Source organism: Micromonospora sp. NPDC049523, assembly GCF_040676775.1.
In the GTDB taxonomy this organism is placed as follows: Bacteria; Actinomycetota; Actinomycetes; order Mycobacteriales; family Micromonosporaceae; genus Micromonospora_G.
The window spans coordinates 1-19,918 of record NZ_JBFAPP010000005.1 but is presented as its reverse complement, the minus strand read 5'-3'; the positions used below and the strand labels follow the sequence as shown (position 1 = coordinate 19,918).

The window sequence follows — 19,918 nt, the reverse complement described above, 5'->3', positions numbered from 1 at the left end:
ATACGGCGAATGTTACGAAACGCCGAAACCTCCGGTGGATACTGTGCGGATATCCGGATCAGCCCGCAAGCTTGGCTGGTGTCGTATTCGCGTACCAGATCAACAGCCCGACGGGTCATCACGGCCGCGCTCGCCGCGGCGCTCGTGCTCGGCGGCGCCGGCTGCGCACCCACCGCACAGTCCACGCCCGGGGCCGACCCGAGCGGCCCGGCCGGGGTGGACGGCGCAACCGCCCAGCTCGGCCAGTTGACGGTGGCCCAGGCCAGCTCGATGAAGGGCTACACCCGCGAACACTTTCCGCACTGGCGGGACGCGGGCAAGAACTGCGACGTCCGCGACACCGTGCTGCAACGCGACGGTGAGGACATCAAACTCGCCGGCTGCAACGTGGTCGGCGGACGCTGGACGAGCGTCTACGACAAGAAGACGCTGACCGACCCGGCGGACGTCGACATCGACCACATGGTCCCGCTGGCGAACGCCTGGCGATCCGGGGCGGACGAGTGGAGCGACGCCGAACGCGGCGACTTCGCCAACGACCTCACCCGACCGCAACTGCTCGCCGTGTCGGCGGGCAGCAACCGCGGCAAGGGCGACCAGGGCCCGGAGGAGTGGCAGCCGCCGAACCGCGACTACTGGTGCACGTACGCCGAGAGCTGGATCGCGGTGAAGCACCACTGGAAACTGACGGTCACCGCTGCCGAGAAGAGCACGCTCACCGACATGCTCGGCACCTGCTGAACCCGCGCGCAAGGGCCCCTTCCCACCGTTTCCGGTGGCAGAAGGGGCCCTTGTCGACGCTGGGGGACCTAGACGGTGGGGATCAGGTCCCCGGTCTCGCCGGGGGTGGCCAGGTCGGTCGGCCGGATCAGCTCCGGCTCGACGTCGTGCATCCCGATCCGGCCGGCCGCGATGTCCTCGGCGAAGTGGCAGGCCACCCGGTGCCCGGTCGACGTCTCCCGCAGCGCCGGCCGCTCGTCGCGGCAGCGGGTCGGTTGCGCCCACGGGCAGCGGGTGTGGAACCGGCACCCGGACGGCGGATTGGTCGGCGAGGGCAGGTCACCGGCGAGCAGGATCCGCTCGCGGCGGTCCTCGACCACCGGGTCCGGCACCGGCACCGCGGACATCAACGCCTTGGTGTACGGGTGCATCGGCTCCCGGTAGAGGTCGTCGCTGGACGCCTCCTCCACCAGTCCGCCGAGGTACATCACGCCCACCGTGTCGGCGATGTGCCGGACTACCGCCAGGTCGTGCGCGATGATCAGGTACGTCAGTCCCCGCTCGGCCTGCAGGTCCTCCAGCAGGTTGATCACCTGGGCCTGGATGGACACGTCGAGCGCGGAGACCGGCTCGTCGGCGACGATCAGGTCCGGCCCGAGCACCAACGCGCGGGCGATGCCGATCCGCTGGCGCTGACCGCCGGAGAACTCGTGCGGGTACTTGCGCAGCGCCGAGGCCGGCAGGCCGACCGCGTCCAGGGTTTCCCGTAGCCGGCGCAGGGTGTCCGCCTTGTCGCCGGCCAGCCCGTGTGCCTTGAGCCCTTCCACCAGCAGTGACTGCACCGACTGACGCGGGTCGAGACTGGACAGCGGGTCCTGGAAGATCATCTGCATCCGCCGGCGGGCCCGGCGCATCGCCTCGCCCTTGAGCGCGCGTACGTCGGTGCCGTCGAAGATGATCTCCCCGTCGGTCGGCTCGACCAGCCGCAGCAGGCCCCGGCCGAGCGTCGACTTGCCGCAGCCGGACTCACCGACCAGGCCGTACGTCTCACCTGCCTGGATCGACAGGGACACGCCGTCGACCGCGTAGACGTAGCCCACGGTCCGGTCGACCAGCAGCCCGCTCTTGATCGGGAAGTGCACCTTCAGGTCGCGCAGCTCGATCAGCGGCGCCTGCGTCTTCGACTCCTGCGCCTGCGGCGCCTCCGCGATGGACTCGGTCATGCCGCCACCTCCTCCAGAACCGGGTTGTTACAGCGCAGCCGGCCACCGACCGCGGTCGGCTCCAGGGCCGGGGCGCCGTCGAGGCAGGAGTCCACCACCCGGTCGCAGCGCGGTGCGAACGCGCACCCCTCCGTCCACGGGATGTTGTCCGAGACCGAGCCCCGGATCGCGTGCAGTCGCTCGCCGCGCAGCGAGTCCAGGCGCGGCACCGAGCTGAGCAACCCATGGGTGTACGGGTGCCGCGGGCGGGCGAACAATTCGTGCCGTGCGGCGGTCTCCACGATCTTGCCGCCGTACAGGACGTTGACGGTGTCGCAGAGCCCGGCGACCACCCCGAGGTCGTGCGTGATCATGATCAGGGCGGTGCCGGAGGAGTCGACCAGTTCCTTGAGCAGGGTCAGGATCTGCGCCTGGATGGTCACGTCGAGCGCCGTGGTGGGCTCGTCGGCGATCAGCAGCCGCGGCTTGCAGGCGAGCGCGATGGCGATCAGGGCCCGCTGGCGCATGCCACCGGAGATCTGGTGCGGGTACTCGCTCAGCCGCCGGTCCGGGTCGGGGATGCCGACCGAGTCCAGCAGGTCGCGTGCCTCGCGCAGCGCCTGCTTGCGGTCCCGACCCTGGTGCCGTTCCAGCACCTCGGCGACCTGCAGACCGATCGGCAGCACCGGGTTCAGTGAGGAGAGCGGGTCCTGGAAGATCATGCCGATCTCCCGGCCGCGCCGGTCCCGCATGTCGTTGGCGCGCAGCTTGAGCAGGTCGGTGCCCTCGAACAGCACCTCACCGCTGACCGTGTTGCCGCGCTTGGGCAGCAGCCCCATGATCGCCAGGCTGGTCACGCTCTTGCCGCAGCCGGACTCACCGACCAGGCCGACGGTCTGCCCCGGCTCCACCGAGAAGCTGACCTTGTCCACCGCGGTGAACGGTCGTTCACCCCGGCGGTTGAAGACCACGCCCAGATCCCGTACGTCGAGCAGGCTCATGCCGGTTCCCCCTCTTGCCCGTGGTGCCCGGGCGAACCGACCGGGTGTGCGTACGTGTGCATCCCGGTCACCGCCGGTTCTTCGGGTCGATCGCCTCGCGCATCGCCTCACCGAGCAGGGTGAAGCCGAGCGCGACGATGATGATCGCTAGTGCGGGGAAGTAGGCCAGTTCCGGGCGGATCTCGAAGTAGCGCTGGCCGTCGACGCCGAGCATCAGTCCCCACTCGGCCCGGTTGATGTCCGGGTCGCCGAGGCCGAGGAACGACAGCGCGGCGGCTTCCAGGATCGCGACCGCGAAGGTGAGCGTGGCCTGGGCGATGACCGGGGTCAGCGAGTTCGGCAGCATGTGCCGCAGCACGATCGCGCGTTCCTTCACGCCGAGCGCGCGGGCGGCGAGCACGTGGTCGCTCTCCCGTTGGGCGAGCATCGCACCGCGGAGCAGCCGGGCGAAGATCGGCACGCTGACGATCGAGACCGCGAAGATCACCGTCCACTGGCTGGACCGGCTGGCCAGGGCGACCAGGGTGATCGCCAGCAGCAGACCGGGCAGGGCCAGCATGACGTCGGTCAGGCGCATCAGGACGACGTCGACCCAGCCGCCGAAGGCACCCGCGATCGCGCCGATCACCACACCGAAGGCGAGCCCGATCAGGGTGGCCAGCACACCGACCAGGAGCGTCTGCCGGGCGCCGTAGACGAGCCGGGAGGCGAAGTCGCGGCCCAGCGGGTCCGAGCCCAGTACGAAGCCGTCCTGGGATCCCGGGATCGTGTCGGCGGTCAGCCCGTCGAGCAGTTGGTCGAAGCGCTGGTTCGGATCGTGCGGGGCGATCAGCGGGGCGAAGATCGCCACCAGCACGAAGAGGCCGACGATCACCGCACCGGTCACCGCGACCGGGTTGCGGGACAGCCGCCGTACGATGTCGCGGAACATGCTCACGCCGCCGGGTTCGGCGCTCGCTCGCGCCAACTCGTCCAGCCGGGCCTTTTTCCGCTCTGCGAGCGCGGTGACCCCGCGTCCGCTCATGCCGCTGGTGCCGGTGTCCTGCGTGTTCGGTTCGCTCACGTTCCCGCCTTGCTCGCTCATGCCGCCGCCTCGCTTCGCTCACCGACGCCATGAGCTGTAACGCTGTGCCCGATCATTCGCTCGCTGCGCTCGCTCATCGCACACGCACCCTGGGGTCGATGACCGCGTAGGAGAGGTCGACCAGGAGGTTGACCACGATGAAGACCAGGGCGGCGACCAGGATCAGCGCCTGTAACACCGGATAGTCCCGACTGCCGGTGATCGAGTCGGTGATCAACGTACCGAGGCCGCCCCAGTTGTAGACCTTTTCGGTCAGTACGGCACCGGCCAGCAGCGCGCCGGTTTGCAGACCGATCGTGGTGACCACCGGCAGCAGGGCGTTGCGCAGCACGTGCCGACCCCGGATGGTCCGGTGCCGCAACCCCTTGGCCTCGGCGGTACGGATGAAGTCCTCGTTCAGCACGTCCAGCACGCTGGCCCGGGTGATCCGTACGATCACCGCCAGCGGGATGGTGGCCAGGGTGACCGCCGGCAGGATCAGGTGCCAGAGCGCGTCGGCGCTGGCGTCGAACTCCCGGGTGAGCAACCCGTCGAGTACGAAGAAGCCGGTGACGTTGGTGTTGTCCAGTCCGGTGCTGATCCGCCCCGAGGGCGGGAACCAGTGGATGTTCTGGGTGAAGACGTCCTTGAGCAGGTAACCCAGGAAGAAGATCGGAATCGAGATGCCGAGCAGCGTCCCGCCGACGGTCAGGTTGTCCAGGGTCCGGCCGCGGTGCCGGGCCGCCAGGTAACCGAGCGGGATGCCGAGCCCGACCGCGATGATCATCGCGGCGAGGGCCAGCTCGACCGTTGCCGGAAAGGACCGCCCGAGCACCTCGACGACGGAGTCGCCGGTGCGGATCGAGTTGCCGAAGTCGCCGGTGAGCATCCGCTGCATGAACTTGCCGTACTGGACCAGGATCGGCTGGTCGTAACCGAGCGCCTTGGTCAGGAGTTCCCGCCGCTCGGGGGTGGCCCGCTCGCCGAGCAGTGCGTCGACAGGGCCACCGGGCAGGTTCCGGAGCCAGATGAAGATCAGCGCGGTCAGCGCGATCAGGGTCACCACCAGCTGTAGCAGGCGGCGAACTATGACTCGCAACATCTCTCACACACCATGTTCTCGATACCCGCAGGAGCGGCCCGGGCCAGACGATTCGCCCGGCCCGGGCCGCAGCTGTACGCGGGGTGACCGCTGGGTCAGCTGGCCGAAACAGTCACCGTGTTGAACTCCTCGGCCGTCAGCGGGCTGGCAACCAGACCCTTGACGTCCTTGGTGACGACGATCGCCGGCGGCGCGTGCCAGACCGGGATGGCCGGCAGCCACTTGCTGGCGATGTCCCGGTTGACCTGCTCCCAGGCGGCCTTCTTGCCGGCCTCGTCGACGGTCGCGTCGGCGGCGGTGATGGCGGCGAACATGTCGGTCATCTTCTCGTCACCGAACTCCGGCTTGGCCCGCCCGAAGAACGTACCGACGAAGTTGCCCGGGTCGTTGTAGTCGCCGGTCCAACCGAGGATGTGCAGGTCGTGCTTGCCGAACTGCTGCACGTCGTCCTTGAAGCCACCGTTCCACGGGCGAGGCACACCGTTGACCTTGATGCCGACGGCCTGGAGGTCGTTGGCGAGAACGGTGAAGATCTCCTGCGGGTTCGGCATGTACGGCCGGGAGACGTCCGGCGGGTAGTAGAAGTTGAGCGTCATGCCCTCGGCGCCAGCATCCTTGAGGAGCTGCTTGGCCTTGTCCGGGTTGAACTCGTACTTCTGGGCGTCCGGCGCGTAACCGAGCACGGTGTCCGGCAGGAACTGGCTGGCCACACTGGAGCCACCCGGCGCCTTGGTCTGGACCAGTTGCTCACGGTTGAGCGCGTAGGCGAGCGCCTGACGCACCCGCAGGTCCGCGAGCTTCGGGTTGTTCTTCTGGTTGATGCCCAGGTAGAGGATGTTGAAGGCCGGGCGGTTGAGAACCTGGAAGCCCTCGGTCTCCAGCGCCTTACGGTCGGCCGGCGCCGGGAAGTCGATGCCCTGGACGGTGCCCGCGCGCAGCTCCTGCTTACGGGTGGTCTCGTCCTTGATGACCTTGATGATCACCTTGTCGACCTTGGCCTTGTCGCCCCAGTAGTCCGCGTAGCGGTTCAGGGTGATCTCGTTCTTCGCCTTGTCCCAGCCGCCGAAGGTGAACGGGCCGGTGCCGACCGGGTTGGTGTTGGCGAAGGCGCTGTACTCGAACGAGTCACCGCTCTGCGTCACCTTGTCGGCGTCGTACTTCTTCAACGCCTCCGGGCTGGCGATGGAGAGCGAGGTGAGCGCGAACGCGCCGGGGAAGGCCCCCTTGTACGTGTTCAGCGAGACGACCGCGGTGCCCTCGTCCTTGGCCTCGCACTTGTCGTAGATCGACTTACCGGCCGTCTCCGCCTCGTTGGTCGCGAAACCACCGAAGACGTCCTGGTAGTAGAGCATCTGGCTCTGGGCCGCGGCGCCCTTCATGTTGTACCAGCGGTCGAAGTTGTAGCAGACCGCGGCAGCGTTGAAGGCGGTGCCGTCGTGGAACTTGACGTTCTTGCGCAGCTTGAACGTCCAGACCTTGCCGGACGCGTCGTGCTCCCAGCTCTCGGCCAGGCCACCGACCACGTCGGCGGTGCCCGGCTTGTGGGTCACCAGCGTCTCGAACATCTGGCGGACCGGCCGGAACGACTCACCGTCATCGTTGAAGATCGGGTCGAAGTTCTTGGGGTCACCGGCACCGGCGAAGATGAAGGTACCGCCCGATGCGGTTCCCTCTCCGCCCTCTTCCCGGTCACTTGCCGCACATCCCGCCGCGCCGGCGGCCATCACGGCAACGGCCGCGACGGCGATCGCCGACCTGAGCCCTCTCGCCTGCATCTCTCACCTCTGTCATGCGCATGACCAACGCCGGGGTTTTGGCACGGTCCGTGTGCGGCAGGCTAATGGCCCTGGGACCTCGAACGGAACGCCTGCTTTGGAATCTCTACCAAGCCGACACCTAGAAGAGGATCTATAACGGCAGACAGCACACTTCAACCGCCCCTGTCACATCATCGGCCAGACCGGACGTTCGCAGGTGACCGGCGGAACCGGGCCGGAACCCGGCCACGGGGCGGGATCGGGGCTGAGCGCGCGGTCAGCGCACACTGCGGGCGGGGTGTCACGACGGCGGCACTCGGCCCCGCGTACCCCGCCCGGAACGGACGGCCCGGCCGATACGAGACCGCCGACCGGCGAGCAAAGTCGGCCGGTCGGCGGGCTGTCGGGTCCGCGGGCTCCGCGGGGACTTGTCAGACCGTACGGCGGCCGGCGAAGGCGCGGCCCAGGGTGATCTCGTCGGCGTACTCCAGGTCGCCACCGACCGGGAGGCCACTGGCCAGCCGGGTCACCGAGATGCCCATCGGCTTGACCAGCAGGGCCAGGTAGGTGGCGGTGGCCTCGCCCTCGGTGTTCGGATCGGTCGCCAGGATCAGTTCCTTCGTCTCACCGTCGGCGAGGCGGGCCATCAGCTCGCGGATCCGCAGGTTGTCCGGGCCGATCCCCTCCAACGGATTGATCGCCCCGCCGAGCACGTGGTAGCGGCCCCGGAACTCACCGGTCCGCTCGATCGCCACCACGTCCTTGGGCTCCTCGACCACGCAGAGCACCTCGGCACCGCGTCGCGGGTCGCGGCAGATCCGGCACTGTTCGGACTCCGCCACGTTGAAGCAGCTCGTGCAGAAGCGCACCAGCTCCTTGACCTTCCGCAGGGCGGTGGCCAACCGGGTGACGTCGGCCGGGTCGGCCGACAGCACGTGGAACGCGATCCGCTGAGCGCTCTTCGGGCCCACGCCCGGCAGCCGCCCCAACTCGTCGATCAGATCCTGGATCGCACCCTCGTACATCTGGGGGGACTCAGAAACCGGGCAGGCCGAGGCCGCCCATGCCGCCGGTGACCGGGCCCATCTTCTCCTCGGTCAGCTTCCGGACCGCCTCGCTGGCGTTGTGTACGGCCGCCAGCACCAGGTCCTCGAGCGTCTCGACGTCCTCCGGGTCGACCGCCTTCGGGTCGATCTTGATGGCGGTGATCTCGCCGGCGCCGGTGATCGTGACGGTGACCAGGCCGCCGCCGGCAGTGCCGGTCAGCTCCGCCTCGGCCAGCTCCGCCTGCGCCACCGCGAGCTGCTGCTGCATCTTCTGCGCCTGCTTCAACATCTGCTGCATATTGGGCTGTCCACCCGGACGCACGGCGACTCCTCGGTCGAGCAAATAGCGGTCGTGCCCAGCCTAGTGCGGCCGGTCGCGGGCGGTTGGACCCGCCCGCGACCGGCCGGGTGTTTCAGCCCTTCACGACCACGGTGCTCATGATCTTGTCGGCGAGGGTCTGCCGCTTCGCGTCCCAGATCGGGAAGAGGTAGCCGATGTAGCAGATGATGCCGTCGACAATGTGCGCGAGATCGCGCAGGAATGCCTTGCCGGCGCCGATCGGCTGCCCGGTGGCCTCGGCGACCAGCGAGATTCCGAGCGCCTGCTTGCCCCAGCTCCGACCGGTCTTGCCCGCCTGAATCCAGCGGTTGTAAACGTGCACCGCGAGCCCGAGCAGGTAGAACACGAAGGAGATCGGGCCGGGGGTCCCGTCGTCTCCGGTGAGGACGCCGGCGATCACGTAGAACGGCGCCGTGACCAGGGCGTCGATGAGGTATGCGCCGACGCGCATGCCCCAGTTGGCGAACATCAAGGGGTGCTCCTTAAGAAAGGGGGGTTGCTCAGCCGACGCCGAGCCGAATCAATTGGAAAACCCAACTCGCCAGGGCGAGCAGGACCACCCCCCGACCCATCCGACGGCGGGCCCGAGCCGACCAGGCAACCGGTGCGGAAAGCACACCGACCGCCCGGAGCCCGAGCACCGGACCCACGGCCACCGCCAGTGCGGCGAGGCCGAAGATCACCGGATTAGCTCGGAACGCGCCGCCGACGTCGCCGTGAACCAGTGCGACCGCGGCCGTGGTGAGACCGCAACCGGGACAGGGCACTCCGGTCAGCCAGCGCAGCGGACACGGCGTACCCAACCCGGTACTGTCGGTCAACCACGGCCAGACCGCCGCCACCGGGGCTACCGAGAGGCCGAAAAGGCCGAGTCGCTCCGGCACCGAGAGTTCTCGCCGCACTGTTCCTGACCATTCGAGAGAGGGGGCGGCTGATCTTAAGAGATCCGCACCCGCTCCGCTGACCCATATTCAGCCAGTCTTGAGTGGACAGTCGGCGCATTCACCGTGGTCGCGTTCCCCAGCAACCGAACGACCGATTTCGGACCGTGGCTACTTCGTGTTGTCAATGTCGCCGATCCGTTCGGCACCGAGCTGTTGGCGCAGCAACTCCATCGCCTGCTGCTCACTGGTCTGCCGCGCGGTCCGCTCGTCCACCACCTCGTCGAGCGGCTCGTCACCCGGATCGAAACCCTCGTAACCACCACCGGCCGCACGGGCCGGTCCGTCGTAGTCCGGGTCGTAGGGCGGATCGCCGGCCCAGTCCCGGTCCGCCGTACGCACGGCCGCCTGGGGCTTGGGACCACGACCGGCCGCCGCCGCGCGCGCGGCCGCGAGACCGGCGCTCGGCTGCGCGTTCCCGACCGGAGCACCGGGTACGGAACCGTTCGTCGAAGCCGGCGGGGCCGCCGGTGCGCTGTCCACCCGAGCCACCGGTACGGAATCCGGCCGACCTCCGGTCGGAGGAGCCGCCACCGGGTTGGCTCCACCGGGACGGGCCGGCTCCGGCCAGTCGCTCCCACCGGAGGCGGGCGCCGGTACGGCCGCCGCCCCGCCCGGGCGTGCGGCCTCGGGCCAGTCGGTGTCACCCGCGCCGTTCACCGGAGCAGCGGTGACCGCCCGCCCCGACCCACCACCGGTACGCCCGGCCGGCGCGCTCTCCCTGCCGGGTGTGCTGCCAGCGGCGGTGCCGGTTGTCGTGTCCCACGGGGGCGAATCAGTGGGTGCCGTCTCCCGAGCCACCGGGGCACCCCCCGCCGCCGAGCCCCGAGGCCCCGCCGCCACCTCTCGGGGCGCTGCCTCCCGGACCGGTACGTCACGGGGCGCGGTGTCCCGCACCGGAGCCGCTGGAGTGGTCGAAGCGGTTGGAGCCGTTGGAGTGGTCGAAGCGGTTGGAGCCGTTGGAGTGGTCGAAGCGGTTAGAGCCGTCGAAGCCGTTGGAGCGGTTGGAGCCGCCGGAGCGGGGCGCGGGCCGGCGGAGGCGCCCGCCGAGCGGTGGTCACCAGCCACCTCGCACCGGATCTGCCAGCGTTCCCCGAACTCCTGGTAGATCGCCTCGGTGACCACCTCGACGTTGCTGACCAGCATCTGGGCGAGCACCGGCGACTTGACCGTCAGGACCAGGGTGTTGCCGTCGAGGTCCCGGACCACCGCGTCGCGTACCAGGGCGGCGATGCGCTTGTGGGTGCGGTTGATCATGCCGACGACGTCGCCCCACTGCCGGCGGACGGCTGCGGCGTCCAGCACACCGGGGGCGGCCGAGCCGGGAGCCACCGGGTCGGGGGTGGCCGGATCGGGCATCACCGCCGAGGGCTGCACCGCCCGCCGGGCCGACGCCGAAGCGGGCTCGGACGAGCCGGCCGAGCCGTACGCCGACGAGGCCGGCTCGGACGGGGCGGATTCCGGTGCCCGGCCCGCTGGCGCGGCAACCGGCGTGGACGGTACGGCAGGCGCCGGTCGTACCGGAGCGGGATCGGTGACCGGTGCGGAACCGGCGGCGGCCGACGGACCGAGATCACCGACGTGCGTCAGCCGACGTTCCATCCGCTCCAACCGCTGTAACAGCCCGCCGGTGGAATCGTCGGCACCGGGTAGCAGCATCCGGGCGCAGACCAGCTCCAGCAGCAGCCGGGGTGCGGTGGTGCCACGCATCTCGACCAGGCCGTTGTGCACGATGTCGGCGCACCGGGACAGGGTCGCCGGGCCGAGCTTCTGCGCCTGCGCGGTCATCCGCTCGATCTGGTCGGACGGGCCGTCTATCAGGCCCTTCGCCGCCGCGTCCGGCACCTGTTGCAGGACGATCAGATCACGGAGCCGTTCCAGCAGGTCGGTGGCGAAGCGGCGAGGGTCGTGCCCCGCCTCGGCCACCCGGTCGACGGTCCCGTACGCGGCGGCGCCGTCACCGGCGGCCAGCGCGTCGCACATCTCGTCGATCAACGCGGCGTCGGTGACCCCGAGCAGGGCGACCGCGCGGGCGTAACTGACCCCCTCCGGACCGGCACCGGCGATGAGCTGGTCCAGTACGGAGAGCGAGTCCCGGGCGCTGCCGCCACCGGCGCGGACCACCAGCGGGAACACCGCCGGCTCGACCTTGACGCCCTCGGCCTCGGTCAACTGCTCCAGGTACGGCCGCAGCACACCCGGCGGGATCAGCCGGAACGGATAGTGGTGCGTACGCGACTTGATCGTGCCGAGGACCTTCTCCGGCTCGGTGGTCGCGAAGATGAACTTGACGAACTCCGGGGGCTCCTCGACCAGCTTGAGCAGGGCGTTGAAGCCGGCCGACGAGACCATGTGCGCCTCGTCGATGACGTAGATCTTGAATCGGCTGTTGGCCGGCGCGAAGAAGGCCCGCTCCCGCAGGTCACGCGCGTCGTCGACACCACCGTGGCTGGCCGCGTCGATCTCGATCACGTCGAGCGATCCGGCACCGTCCCCGGCCAGCGACCGGCACGAGTCACAGACGCCACAGGGCTCCGGAGTCGGCCCCTGCTCGCAGTTGAGCGAGCGGGCCAGGATCCGGGCGCTGGAGGTCTTGCCGCAGCCACGTGGCCCGGAGAAGAGGTACGCGTGGTTCAGCCGGCCCGTACGCAGTGCCTGCGACAGCGGCTCGGTGACGTGTTCCTGCCCGATCACCTCGGCGAAGGTGCGCGGCCGGTACTTGCGGTAGAGCGCGAGTGCCACTCGTCCCGCCTCCTCTCGACCGAGCCATTCTCCGCTGCGCCGCCCCGTACGGCCACCTCGCCCCGCCCTCGACGGACAGGTTGGGCGATTGTTGGCGCTCCGGGGCGCTGACCAGGGGCCCGCTGGCGACTCGGGCGGTGCGGTCGTGGACACGCTGGGTGGGCCGGAAACCGGCACCAGGACGCAAAGGCCCCCCGTGCACCCGCCAGAGCCCGCTTATCCTTGCTGCCTTCCGGCCCTGGGGAGGTTCACAGGGTGACGCCACACGGGGGGTACCGCTGACTCTACCCGACCGGGCGTCGATCTTCCGGGGAGGTGCCGGGTGGGAGATTCCGCCGGAACCTGTACTCTGTCCGGCGGAGGATTCGCCTAGAGGCCTAGGGCGCACGCTTGGAAAGCGTGTTGGGTTTACACCCTCACGAGTTCGAATCTCGTATCCTCCGCCAGCACCACCAGGCAGAACGACCGGACCGGCCCCTCAGGGACCGGTCCGATGTCGTTCCGGGGCCTCCTCGGCTCACCTGAAGATCGATGAAGATCGAGAATGCGTCGACCATGCGATTCAAGATTCCGTCCAAGGTCTCGGCAAGCCGGCACCGCCAGGCTCTAGGCAATCGGCACCGACCGAGGGGCCGGAGCAGGCGAAGCAGAGGAGTGCAACGGACATGCGACGAAACCTTGCGATGCGGGTGCTGCTGCCGCTGGCGGCGGTAGCGACCGCGATCCTGGCCAGCACGGGCCCGGCGGCTGCCGCGGGCAACGACGACTACACGGTCTACACCGGCGACTCCCGGCTCGGCGGCGCGGTCGACTTCGTCGACTACGGCCCCGGTGCGCCCGGCGGCGGCAACAACGACGACTACCTCGTGATCCGCGACCTCCGGGCGGACGGTCACGGCGTACAGGTCTGGGCATGGCTGCACGGGAAGTACCTCGGCACGAAGTACAACGGTGGCGGCGCGAACAGCCAGTTGATCTACGACCCGTACTCGATCTTCCCGAACAACGTCGCGGCGAACGAGGTCATCGGGCTCAAGATCTGCCTGGTCGACGGGCAGGACAACCTGATCCAGTCGAGTTGCTCGAGCTTGGAGTGGCCCAGCATCGACGGCTGACCGTGCCCGTATGGGTGAAGCAGAACGCGAGGGTCGGCCCCGCACGGGCCGGCCCTCGCGTCGTCGTGTGGGTGTCACACCAGGGCTGGTGCGGTGCTGGGCGTCAGGCCGCGCAGGCGTACGGCGTCCTGGCTGGGAGGAGCGCCGAACTGGCGGCGGTATTCGCGGCTGAACTGCGACAGGCTGTCGTAGCCGACCCGGAGGCCGACACCGGAGACGTCGTTGGGGTGGCTTGCTAGCAGCAATCGGGCCTCCTGTAGCCGGATCTGTTTCTGGAACTGGATCGGGCTCATCGCGGTGACCGCCTGGAAGTTGCGGTAGAAGGCGGAGACGCTCATCCCGGAGCGCTGCGCCACGTCCTCCACCCGGAAAGCCTGCGCGTAGTGCTCGCGGATCCACCGGACCGCACGGGCGACGTGGGTGAGACTGCTGTCGGCGAGACCGAGCTGACGTACGGCGGCGCCCTGTTCCCCGGCGATGAGCCGCCAGAGGATCTCCCGTTTGATCATCGGTGCGAGCACCGCGATGTCGCGTGGCTGGTCGAGCAGGCGTACCAGCCGGATCGCCGCGTCGAGCAGCTCGTCAGGTGCGTCGCTGACGGCCATGCCGGACGGCGCGCCACTGCCGGCGGGCGGGAGGTCTCCGGGGGCCGCCTGGAGCAGCAGTTCGGCGATGGTTGCCGAGTGCAGGGTCAGACCGAGGCCGATTGCCGGCTGCTCGGGGGTGGCCTCGGTGAAGTGGCCGGTGATCGGCAGGTCGACCGAGGCAACGAGGTACTGCCCGGCGCGGTACTCGTACACGCGGTCGCCCAGCCCGATCCGCTTGGCGCCCTGCGCGATGAGCGCCATCACCGAGCCGGACATGGCCGGCGACGGCGGGTACGGCCGCTCGACCTTCGAGATGAGCACGCCCTCGATGGCGGTGCTCATGTCGGGGCGGGCGTGGCGGGCCAGCAGGTCACGCAGCTCGTCGAGATGGTCCATGAACCGATTGAAGCATTAACCGATCCTCTCTGCAACAGTAGGATTAGGCAAGAGATCGAGAGCATCGCTCTAACGTTTCTCCTGGTGGCGCTGATTTGATTGGTGGGTCGACATCACCGGAGCACAACGGCTCCACGACTTGGAGGGACAACCCCCATGAGCGTCAACCACGGTTTCCACGCCACCATGACCGCCCAGCCCGGCAAGGGTGACGAACTGGTCGAGTTCCTGCTCAACGCACCGTCGCTGCCGAACGAGGACTGCGTCGTCTTCCTTATCAGCCGCTCGGCCAGCAACCCCGACATCGTCTCGGTGACGGAGGGCTGGACCAGCCAGGAGGCGCACAGCCGGTTCTTCGCGACCGACCAGGCGAAGGAACTGGTCGCGAAGCTCCAGCCGCTGCTCGACGGCGAGTCCCGGTACTCCGACGAGGTCCCGGTCGGCGGCAAGGCCGCCTTCTGAGCTCCCGGCAACTTCTCCCCTGCAACATCCGACACCCCCCAAAGGACCAGGCCATGACCCTCGTACGCCCCGACTTCGACCCTGAGTTGCGCGCCCTGCTCGCCGAGATGCAGCCCATGCCCCCACTCAGCCCCGAACTGTTGACGCAGCTCCGCCAGTTCCCGCCGACGCCGGTCGACACCCTGCTCGACGGCCGGGCGGCCACCCACCGCGAGATCACCATCCCCGGTTCGGACGGCGCGCAGATCCCCCTGTCGATCTTCAGCCCGTCCGGAACCGACCGCCCCACGGCCGCACCCTGCGTCTACTGGGTCCACGGCGGCGGAATGATCATGGGTGACCGCTTCTCGCAGATCGACATCCCGCTGGAATGGCTCGACCAGCTCGGTGCCGTCGTGGTTTCCGTCGACTACCGGCTGGCACCGGACGTCACCGGCACGACCCTGGTCGACGACTGCTACGCGGGCCTGCTCTGGGTCGCCGAGCACGCCGACGAACTGGGCATCGACCCCGCTCGCATCGTCGTCGCGGGCACCAGCGCCGGGGGTGGACTAGCCGCCGGAGTCACCCTGATGGCTCGCGACCGCGCCAACCCGGCGATCGCCGCCCAGATGCTGATCTACCCCATGCTCGACCACCGCAACGACACCACCTCAAGCCGGCAGTACGAGGCCAAGCCCGGCGTCTGGACCCGTGAGATGAACGAGTACGGCTGGCGCGCGGTCCTCGGCGACCTGGCCGACGAGGACGTGCCCGCCTATGTCTCCCCCGCCCTGGCCGAGGACCTCTCGGGACTGCCGACCACCTACATCGACGCCGGCACGGCCGAGGTCTTCCGTGACGAGGACGTCGACTACGCCACCCGGATCTGGGCGGCCGGTGGTCAGGCGGAACTGCACATCTGGGCAGGCGGCTTCCACGGCTTCGACGCCCTCTACCCGCAGGTGCCCGTATCGGCAGCGGCTCGCCGTACCCGCACCGACTGGCTCACCCGGGTCCTGAGCCCGACCTCCGACGCCTAGGCCCGGTACCCCGGTCCCACCTTGTAGTCAGTGCGGGCTGCGGATTGTGACCGGCAGGGCGCGGAGCAGACTGCGCGACATGGCCATCTACGACAGCATCGGTACGACGTACAACACCACCAGACGACCGGATCCGAGGGTGGCGGCCCAGATCACCGCTGCCCTCGGCGACGCCCGTACGGTTGTCAACGTCGGTGCCGGTGCCGGGTCGTACGAGCCACCGCAGACCGTGCTCGCGATCGAACCCAGCGCGGTGATGATCGAGCAGCGGCCGGTCGGCGCCGCCCCGGTGTTGCAGGCGTTCGCCGAGAACATCCCGATCGAGGACAACGCCGCCGACGCGGTGATGGCGCTGCTCACCGTGCACCACTGGACCGACCTCGAAGCCGGGATCGCCGAACTGCGGCGGATCGCCCGGCGCCGGATCGTCATCCTGACCTGGGATCAGGAGGTGACGCGCGAGTTCTGGCTGCTCAGCGAGTATCTGCCCGAGGCGGCGGAGTTCGACGACACCCGGGCGGTGCCGGTGGACCGGCTCGCCGCACTGCTCGGCGACGCCCGGGTGGAGGTGGTGCCCGTACCGCACGACTGTGTCGACGGGTTCGGGGCGGCGTACTGGCGTCGGCCGGAGGCGTACCTCGATCCTGCCGTACGGGCCGGCATGTCGATGCTGGCGCAGACCGGTGAGGAGACGATCCGACCCGGCCTGGAACGGCTCGCCGCCGACCTGACCTCGCGACGGTGGCACGAGCGCCACGCCGACCTGCTGGACCTGCCGGAGTACGACGCCGGCTACCGACTGCTCGTCGCCGAGTTGTAAGAAGCCGGGTTGTAGGAACAGGCGACAGCTATCGACGGATCGGGTGGGTCACGGAAGAATCCGGCCGGTGGGTTGGCAGAGTTTCGTCGCGGAGATGACCGGACACCTGGCCTGGCCGACAGCGGTGGTGGTCGTACTCGTGATCTTCCGCCGGCCACTGCGAGCCAGGGTGAGCCAGCTACGGTCGGTTTCCGCCGGCAGCTTCGGCGCCGAGTTCGGCGAAGCTGACCGCCAGGTCGGCGAGGCGGTGGCGGCCGAGGCCGCCCGCTCGACAGAGGCCCGGGTCGGCGCCCGACCGGACGGTCGGCCGGGTGCGGTCAACCCGTGGCCGAGCGTCGATCCGCTGCCGGAGGCGCTACCCGAACCGACCGGTTCGCCGATCGCCGGCCCGCCCAGGCCCGGCACACCGGGACGGCGCCGCCCGACCAGTAACGGGTCCGCGGCCGGGTCGCCCGGACAGCTCGACCGCGGCTTCCGGGACATCGCGCTGCGGGCCGAGCAGAACCCGGCGTACGCCGTGGACGCCGCCTGGTCCGCGCTGGAGGACGCGATGTCCGGGGCGCTGGACGACGTACGGACCGGCGAGTTCGTGGACCGGGCCGGTGCGGCCGTACGGCGCCAGGGTGCGGCGCTGGCCCAGAAGCTGCTGGACCACGGGGTGATCTCGCCGGTGACGTACCAGGCGATCACGAGCCTGGGACGGCTGCGGGACCAGGTCGCGCACGGCAGCATGTCACCGCAGCCCGGATCGGCGGTCGGGTACGTACGCTCCGTCAACGACATCGCACGGGCAGTACGGACCGGCGTGACGACAGTCCAACAGGACCAGCACTGGGGCGTAACCTAATCCGTCGTACACATGTTCTATCCACAGGATGTGGATAGAGGCAGCAACCTTCTGCCGTCCGCTCCGTTGTGCTCCCGGAGGGGATATATGAAAGCCCGCAAAACGGTACTGATCGGCTTCCTGCTGGCGACGCTCATCGCGTCCGCGAGCGGCAGCGCCCCGACCATGCCCGACGAGCCGGCCGTGGGGACATTCGGGCCGGACGTGGTCCACCTGTCCGGGGTACGCAACATCGAGTTCGGCGACACCGAAGGGGAGCTGACCGCCCGGGGCGTACTGGAAGCCGAACCTGAAGCCGCCGACTGCGCCGGACAGATCAACGGCCTCGACACGGTCGGACCCGTCTTCGACCACGACCGGCTGGTGCTGATGTGGGTGAGCCCGCCGATGCGCACCCCGGAGGGCGTGACCGTCGGCACCTCGCTCAACACCGTGCACGCCCGGTACCCGGCAGCCACCGCGCTGACCGCTCCACAGGGGACGTACCGGTTCGACGGGCTGCTCGCCCGACAGGGCGACCGCGCCTTCCTGTTCCTGCACGACGGCCGGATCGTACGCAAAACCGTCGCAGGGTACGCCAACTACGCCCAGAAACTCTTCGACGAGGGCTTCGGCACCTGCTGAGGCGTTTGCGCTGGCCGTACGTCGTGACCCGGCCACAGGTCGCCTCGCGCCTGACGTGCGATCAGTTCGAGTACGGCGATGACCGTGCCCGCACCAGCAATCTCGCCCCTGGCGATCAGCTCGCGTGACCTGTCGAGCGGGATCCAATCAACCCGCTCCGCCTCGTTCACGTCCACAGGCGTACCGGTGTGGTCGGCCTGCCGGGCAAGAAACAGCAGGTTCTCTGCGTCGGCGGTCCCTACCCACGGTTGGAAGGACAGCAACGGCTCGACGGACTTCGGCCGCCAGCCGGTTTCCTCCTCGACCTCACGTACGGCACAGTCCGCTGGATCTTCCCCGTCATCGAGGTAACCGCCCGGCAGTTCCCACACCCACCGGTCGAAGACGAACCTGTGCCGGCGCATCAGCAGCAGCCGGTCCTGTTCATCGAGTACGGCGACCATGGCAGCACGTGGCGCACGGATCAGGTACTGCTCGAACCGCACCCCGTCCGGCAACTCCGCCTCGGCGATACTCAGCCGCGCCCGCCGGGTGTCGTCCACGACCCGCTCGCCATGAACCGTCCACCGGGTACAGCGCCGAGCAGTCGGCCAGTCATGCACCCCGCCTCCATTGAGGAGCGACACGGGTGGGCGGAGGCCTCCGTGTCAGCGTTTAGATCGTGTTGACTACCGCGTATTCCATCGATTAATTTCTTAACGGCGACAACAAGGACCTTCTTGTCCTAGTCAAAGTCTTGTGCCCGAGGAGCCCCGTGACCATCTCGATCGACCCCACCCGCCTGAGCGGGGTCAAGCGATCCAGCACCTACCTCGCCATGCGATCGACGCAGGGTGGACGAACCGTCTACAGCCTCCGCGTACCGCTCGCGGACCTGAGCGTCATCCTGCCTGTCCCCAACCCGGAAGAGCCCGATCCAGACAACCGAAAGGTTGATCGGCGCCACGCAAAGGACTTCGGCGACTACCTACACAGGAAGATCGACTGGGTAGCCCCCGCGCTGTTGGCACGCGACAACGGCGGCTGCAAGTTTGACGGGATCGAGGGAGCCCCCGAGGGGCGACTGGGTTATCTGGAGATTCCCTGGTCGGTCGGTGCGCTGTCCCCCTTGAGCACGATCGACGGTCAGCACCGGATCCTCGGCGTCGACATCGAGATCAAGACCCTGACGGAGCAAATCAATAAAATCAACAAGGACATCGAGCGCGCCCGCTCCGAAGACCGCCTGAGCCAGTTGCGGCAGCAGCGCGACGACCTGCTGCAGCGCCTCCAGCGCATGGATAGCGAGTACGTCGGCCTGGACATCTACCTCGAACCTGACAATATCCGCAGCAGGCAGATGTTCGTCGACGTCGCCGACAACGCCAAGGGCATTTCCAGTGCCTTGCGGTCCCGATTCGACGGCTCCAAGATCGCGAACCGCACGCTCGACCGCGTCATGGACCACGCCCTCATGAAGGGCCGTGTCGACCTAGAGCAAGACCGGATGACGACGAAGAACCCGAACCTCATGGGTGCCAAGCACGTTGCTGACCTCACCCGCGCAGTCGCCGTTGGCGTCGCCGGACGGATCGGCAAGAAGCGCGAGACCGAACTCGACGATGCGGCCGTCACCGAGGCAGTCCACAAGTTCCTGGAATGCATCACCGAAGCGTTCACCGATCTCGCCGCGGTCGCGGATGGGAAGCTGGCTCCGCTTCAGCTTCGACAGCAGTCCCTGCTCGGATCGGTCGGAACCCTGCGTGTACTGGCTGGCACCTACCACGTCTTCACTCAGGAGATGGATCTCGATGACGAGGAGATCACGGAGTTCTTCCGGCGGCTCAACCCGCACATGAACGCACCGGTCACCAGCGCCAGCATCTGGCGAACGACCCAGGCCAGCGCGGACTTCGAGATCAACGCGTCGGCGCCGGTCATGCGGACTCAGAACCTGCAGCACCTGGTCGACGTTGTTGCCGGCTGGTACAAGAATCCCCCCACCGGCCTCTGATCGAGGCAGTATCGTCGGTGGCGCCTTGGCTGCCAAGGCGCCACTAGGGCGCGTTTTATAAGTCCGGTCGGAGCCACTCGCCGATGGCGGTGATGGTCAGGACGGCCTGGTAGCGGACGGCGAGTTTGTCGTATCGGG

Annotated in this window: 19 protein-coding genes, 1 tRNA gene, 1 other RNA gene and 1 pseudogene; 9 read left to right on the top strand and 13 right to left on the bottom strand. The window is 68.8% G+C overall.

The genetic code is table 11. The features are described from left to right. Positions 1 to 78: 78 nt before the first annotated feature. Positions 79 to 741 carry an HNH endonuclease family protein gene (locus AB0J90_RS08870; RefSeq protein ID WP_363593731.1) on the top strand — a complete coding sequence of 221 codons (663 nt, stop codon included), beginning with the start codon at positions 79 to 81 and terminating at the stop codon, positions 739 to 741. A gap of 68 nt (positions 742 to 809) precedes the next feature. Here AB0J90_RS08870 and AB0J90_RS08865 read toward each other — a convergent pair whose 3' ends face one another. The 11 genes from AB0J90_RS08865 to ffs form a co-directional block, all read right to left on the bottom strand. After that, positions 810 to 1,943: an ABC transporter ATP-binding protein gene (locus AB0J90_RS08865; protein ID WP_363593729.1), complete on the bottom strand. Its 1,134-nt coding sequence runs from the start codon at positions 1,941 to 1,943 to the stop codon at positions 810 to 812. After that, positions 1,940 to 2,923 carry an ABC transporter ATP-binding protein gene (locus AB0J90_RS08860; protein ID WP_363593727.1) on the bottom strand — a complete coding sequence of 328 codons (984 nt, stop codon included), beginning with the start codon at positions 2,921 to 2,923 and terminating at the stop codon, positions 1,940 to 1,942. The genes AB0J90_RS08865 and AB0J90_RS08860 overlap by 4 nt, the downstream gene beginning before the upstream one ends. A 67-nt stretch (positions 2,924 to 2,990) precedes the next feature. Next, positions 2,991 to 3,947 carry an ABC transporter permease gene (locus AB0J90_RS08855; protein ID WP_363594339.1) on the bottom strand — a complete coding sequence of 319 codons (957 nt, stop codon included), beginning with the start codon at positions 3,945 to 3,947 and terminating at the stop codon, positions 2,991 to 2,993. Positions 3,948 to 4,080: 133 nt separating this feature from the next. Further along, positions 4,081 to 5,088 (bottom strand): ABC transporter permease, encoded by a 1,008-nt coding sequence (locus AB0J90_RS08850; RefSeq protein ID WP_363593725.1) that lies wholly within the window; start codon positions 5,086 to 5,088, stop codon positions 4,081 to 4,083. A gap of 95 nt (positions 5,089 to 5,183) precedes the next feature. Further along, positions 5,184 to 6,863, bottom strand: a complete 1,680-nt coding sequence (locus AB0J90_RS08845; RefSeq protein WP_363593723.1) for an ABC transporter substrate-binding protein — start codon at positions 6,861 to 6,863, stop codon at positions 5,184 to 5,186. A 413-nt stretch (positions 6,864 to 7,276) separates the two neighbouring features. Beyond that, positions 7,277 to 7,870, bottom strand: a complete 594-nt coding sequence (gene recR, locus AB0J90_RS08840; protein ID WP_326561656.1) for a recombination mediator RecR — start codon at positions 7,868 to 7,870, stop codon at positions 7,277 to 7,279. A 10-nt stretch (positions 7,871 to 7,880) separates the two neighbouring features. Next, entirely contained in the window at positions 7,881 to 8,189 is a 309-nt protein-coding gene (locus AB0J90_RS08835; RefSeq protein WP_326563075.1) for a YbaB/EbfC family nucleoid-associated protein, read from the bottom strand. A 115-nt stretch (positions 8,190 to 8,304) separates the two neighbouring features. Beyond that, complete coding sequence (locus AB0J90_RS08830; RefSeq protein ID WP_363593721.1) at positions 8,305 to 8,700, bottom strand: RDD family protein; 396 nt, start codon at positions 8,698 to 8,700, stop codon at positions 8,305 to 8,307. A gap of 31 nt (positions 8,701 to 8,731) precedes the next feature. Further along, on the bottom strand, positions 8,732 to 9,133 hold the full coding sequence (locus AB0J90_RS08825; protein WP_363593719.1) for a DUF2752 domain-containing protein: 402 nt from the start codon (positions 9,131 to 9,133) through the stop codon (positions 8,732 to 8,734). 150 nt (positions 9,134 to 9,283) lie between these two features. After that, positions 9,284 to 11,914 carry a DNA polymerase III subunit gamma and tau gene (locus AB0J90_RS08820; protein WP_363593717.1) on the bottom strand — a complete coding sequence of 877 codons (2,631 nt, stop codon included), beginning with the start codon at positions 11,912 to 11,914 and terminating at the stop codon, positions 9,284 to 9,286. Between the two features lie 185 nt (positions 11,915 to 12,099). After that, positions 12,100 to 12,189, bottom strand: an RNA gene (ffs, locus tag AB0J90_RS08815) — signal recognition particle sRNA small type. 83 nt (positions 12,190 to 12,272) lie between these two features. On the opposite strand from ffs, the gene AB0J90_RS08810 reads away from it, so the two are divergent. Both AB0J90_RS08810 and AB0J90_RS08805 read left to right on the top strand, forming a co-directional pair. Next, positions 12,273 to 12,360 (top strand) — tRNA-Ser (locus tag AB0J90_RS08810). Positions 12,361 to 12,579: 219 nt separating this feature from the next. Then, a complete protein-coding gene (locus AB0J90_RS08805) occupies positions 12,580 to 13,029 on the top strand; it encodes a hypothetical protein (protein WP_363593715.1) in 450 nt (149 codons plus the stop codon). Positions 13,030 to 13,103: 74 nt separating this feature from the next. Here AB0J90_RS08805 and AB0J90_RS08800 read toward each other — a convergent pair whose 3' ends face one another. Further along, positions 13,104 to 14,012, bottom strand: coding sequence for an AraC family transcriptional regulator (locus AB0J90_RS08800; protein ID WP_363593713.1), 909 nt, complete (start codon positions 14,010 to 14,012; stop codon positions 13,104 to 13,106). A gap of 156 nt (positions 14,013 to 14,168) precedes the next feature. On the opposite strand from AB0J90_RS08800, the gene AB0J90_RS08795 reads away from it, so the two are divergent. From AB0J90_RS08795 to AB0J90_RS08775, 5 genes are all read left to right on the top strand, one after another. Next, on the top strand, positions 14,169 to 14,474 hold the full coding sequence (locus AB0J90_RS08795; RefSeq protein WP_363593711.1) for an antibiotic biosynthesis monooxygenase: 306 nt from the start codon (positions 14,169 to 14,171) through the stop codon (positions 14,472 to 14,474). A gap of 53 nt (positions 14,475 to 14,527) precedes the next feature. Then, on the top strand, positions 14,528 to 15,496 hold the full coding sequence (locus tag AB0J90_RS08790) for an alpha/beta hydrolase (protein ID WP_363593709.1): 969 nt from the start codon (positions 14,528 to 14,530) through the stop codon (positions 15,494 to 15,496). A gap of 79 nt (positions 15,497 to 15,575) precedes the next feature. Continuing rightward, positions 15,576 to 16,316 (top strand): methyltransferase domain-containing protein, encoded by a 741-nt coding sequence (locus AB0J90_RS08785; RefSeq protein WP_363593707.1) that lies wholly within the window; start codon positions 15,576 to 15,578, stop codon positions 16,314 to 16,316. A gap of 67 nt (positions 16,317 to 16,383) precedes the next feature. Next, positions 16,384 to 17,163 (top strand): hypothetical protein, encoded by a 780-nt coding sequence (locus tag AB0J90_RS08780; RefSeq protein WP_363593705.1) that lies wholly within the window; start codon positions 16,384 to 16,386, stop codon positions 17,161 to 17,163. A gap of 87 nt (positions 17,164 to 17,250) precedes the next feature. Continuing rightward, positions 17,251 to 17,787: a hypothetical protein gene (locus tag AB0J90_RS08775; protein WP_363593703.1), complete on the top strand. Its 537-nt coding sequence runs from the start codon at positions 17,251 to 17,253 to the stop codon at positions 17,785 to 17,787. 35 nt (positions 17,788 to 17,822) lie between these two features. On the opposite strand, the pseudogene AB0J90_RS08770 reads toward AB0J90_RS08775, so the two are convergent. Next, a pseudogene (locus AB0J90_RS08770) lies at positions 17,823 to 18,389 on the bottom strand (NUDIX hydrolase); the annotation flags it as partial. A gap of 152 nt (positions 18,390 to 18,541) precedes the next feature. Here AB0J90_RS08770 and AB0J90_RS08765 point away from each other — a divergent pair. Beyond that, positions 18,542 to 19,780 (top strand): DNA sulfur modification protein DndB, encoded by a 1,239-nt coding sequence (locus tag AB0J90_RS08765; protein WP_363593701.1) that lies wholly within the window; start codon positions 18,542 to 18,544, stop codon positions 19,778 to 19,780. Positions 19,781 to 19,918: the final 138 nt, after the last annotated feature.

Coding starts and splice junctions, on each gene's coding strand:
- AB0J90_RS08865 (WP_363593729.1), bottom strand. CDS start 1,943: ATGACCGAGTCCATCGCGGAGGCGCCGCAGGCGCAGGAGTCGAAGACG.
- AB0J90_RS08860 (WP_363593727.1), bottom strand. CDS start 2,923: ATGAGCCTGCTCGACGTACGGGATCTGGGCGTGGTCTTCAACCGCCGG.
- AB0J90_RS08855 (WP_363594339.1), bottom strand. CDS start 3,947: ATGAGCGGACGCGGGGTCACCGCGCTCGCAGAGCGGAAAAAGGCCCGG.
- AB0J90_RS08850 (WP_363593725.1), bottom strand. CDS start 5,088: ATGTTGCGAGTCATAGTTCGCCGCCTGCTACAGCTGGTGGTGACCCTG.
- AB0J90_RS08845 (WP_363593723.1), bottom strand. CDS start 6,863: ATGCAGGCGAGAGGGCTCAGGTCGGCGATCGCCGTCGCGGCCGTTGCC.
- recR (WP_326561656.1), bottom strand. CDS start 7,870: ATGTACGAGGGTGCGATCCAGGATCTGATCGACGAGTTGGGGCGGCTG.
- AB0J90_RS08835 (WP_326563075.1), bottom strand. CDS start 8,189: ATGCAGCAGATGTTGAAGCAGGCGCAGAAGATGCAGCAGCAGCTCGCG.
- AB0J90_RS08830 (WP_363593721.1), bottom strand. CDS start 8,700: ATGTTCGCCAACTGGGGCATGCGCGTCGGCGCATACCTCATCGACGCC.
- AB0J90_RS08805 (WP_363593715.1), top strand. CDS start 12,580: ATGCGACGAAACCTTGCGATGCGGGTGCTGCTGCCGCTGGCGGCGGTA.
- AB0J90_RS08800 (WP_363593713.1), bottom strand. CDS start 14,012: ATGGACCATCTCGACGAGCTGCGTGACCTGCTGGCCCGCCACGCCCGC.
- AB0J90_RS08795 (WP_363593711.1), top strand. CDS start 14,169: ATGAGCGTCAACCACGGTTTCCACGCCACCATGACCGCCCAGCCCGGC.
- AB0J90_RS08790 (WP_363593709.1), top strand. CDS start 14,528: ATGACCCTCGTACGCCCCGACTTCGACCCTGAGTTGCGCGCCCTGCTC.
- AB0J90_RS08785 (WP_363593707.1), top strand. CDS start 15,576: ATGGCCATCTACGACAGCATCGGTACGACGTACAACACCACCAGACGA.
- AB0J90_RS08775 (WP_363593703.1), top strand. CDS start 17,251: ATGAAAGCCCGCAAAACGGTACTGATCGGCTTCCTGCTGGCGACGCTC.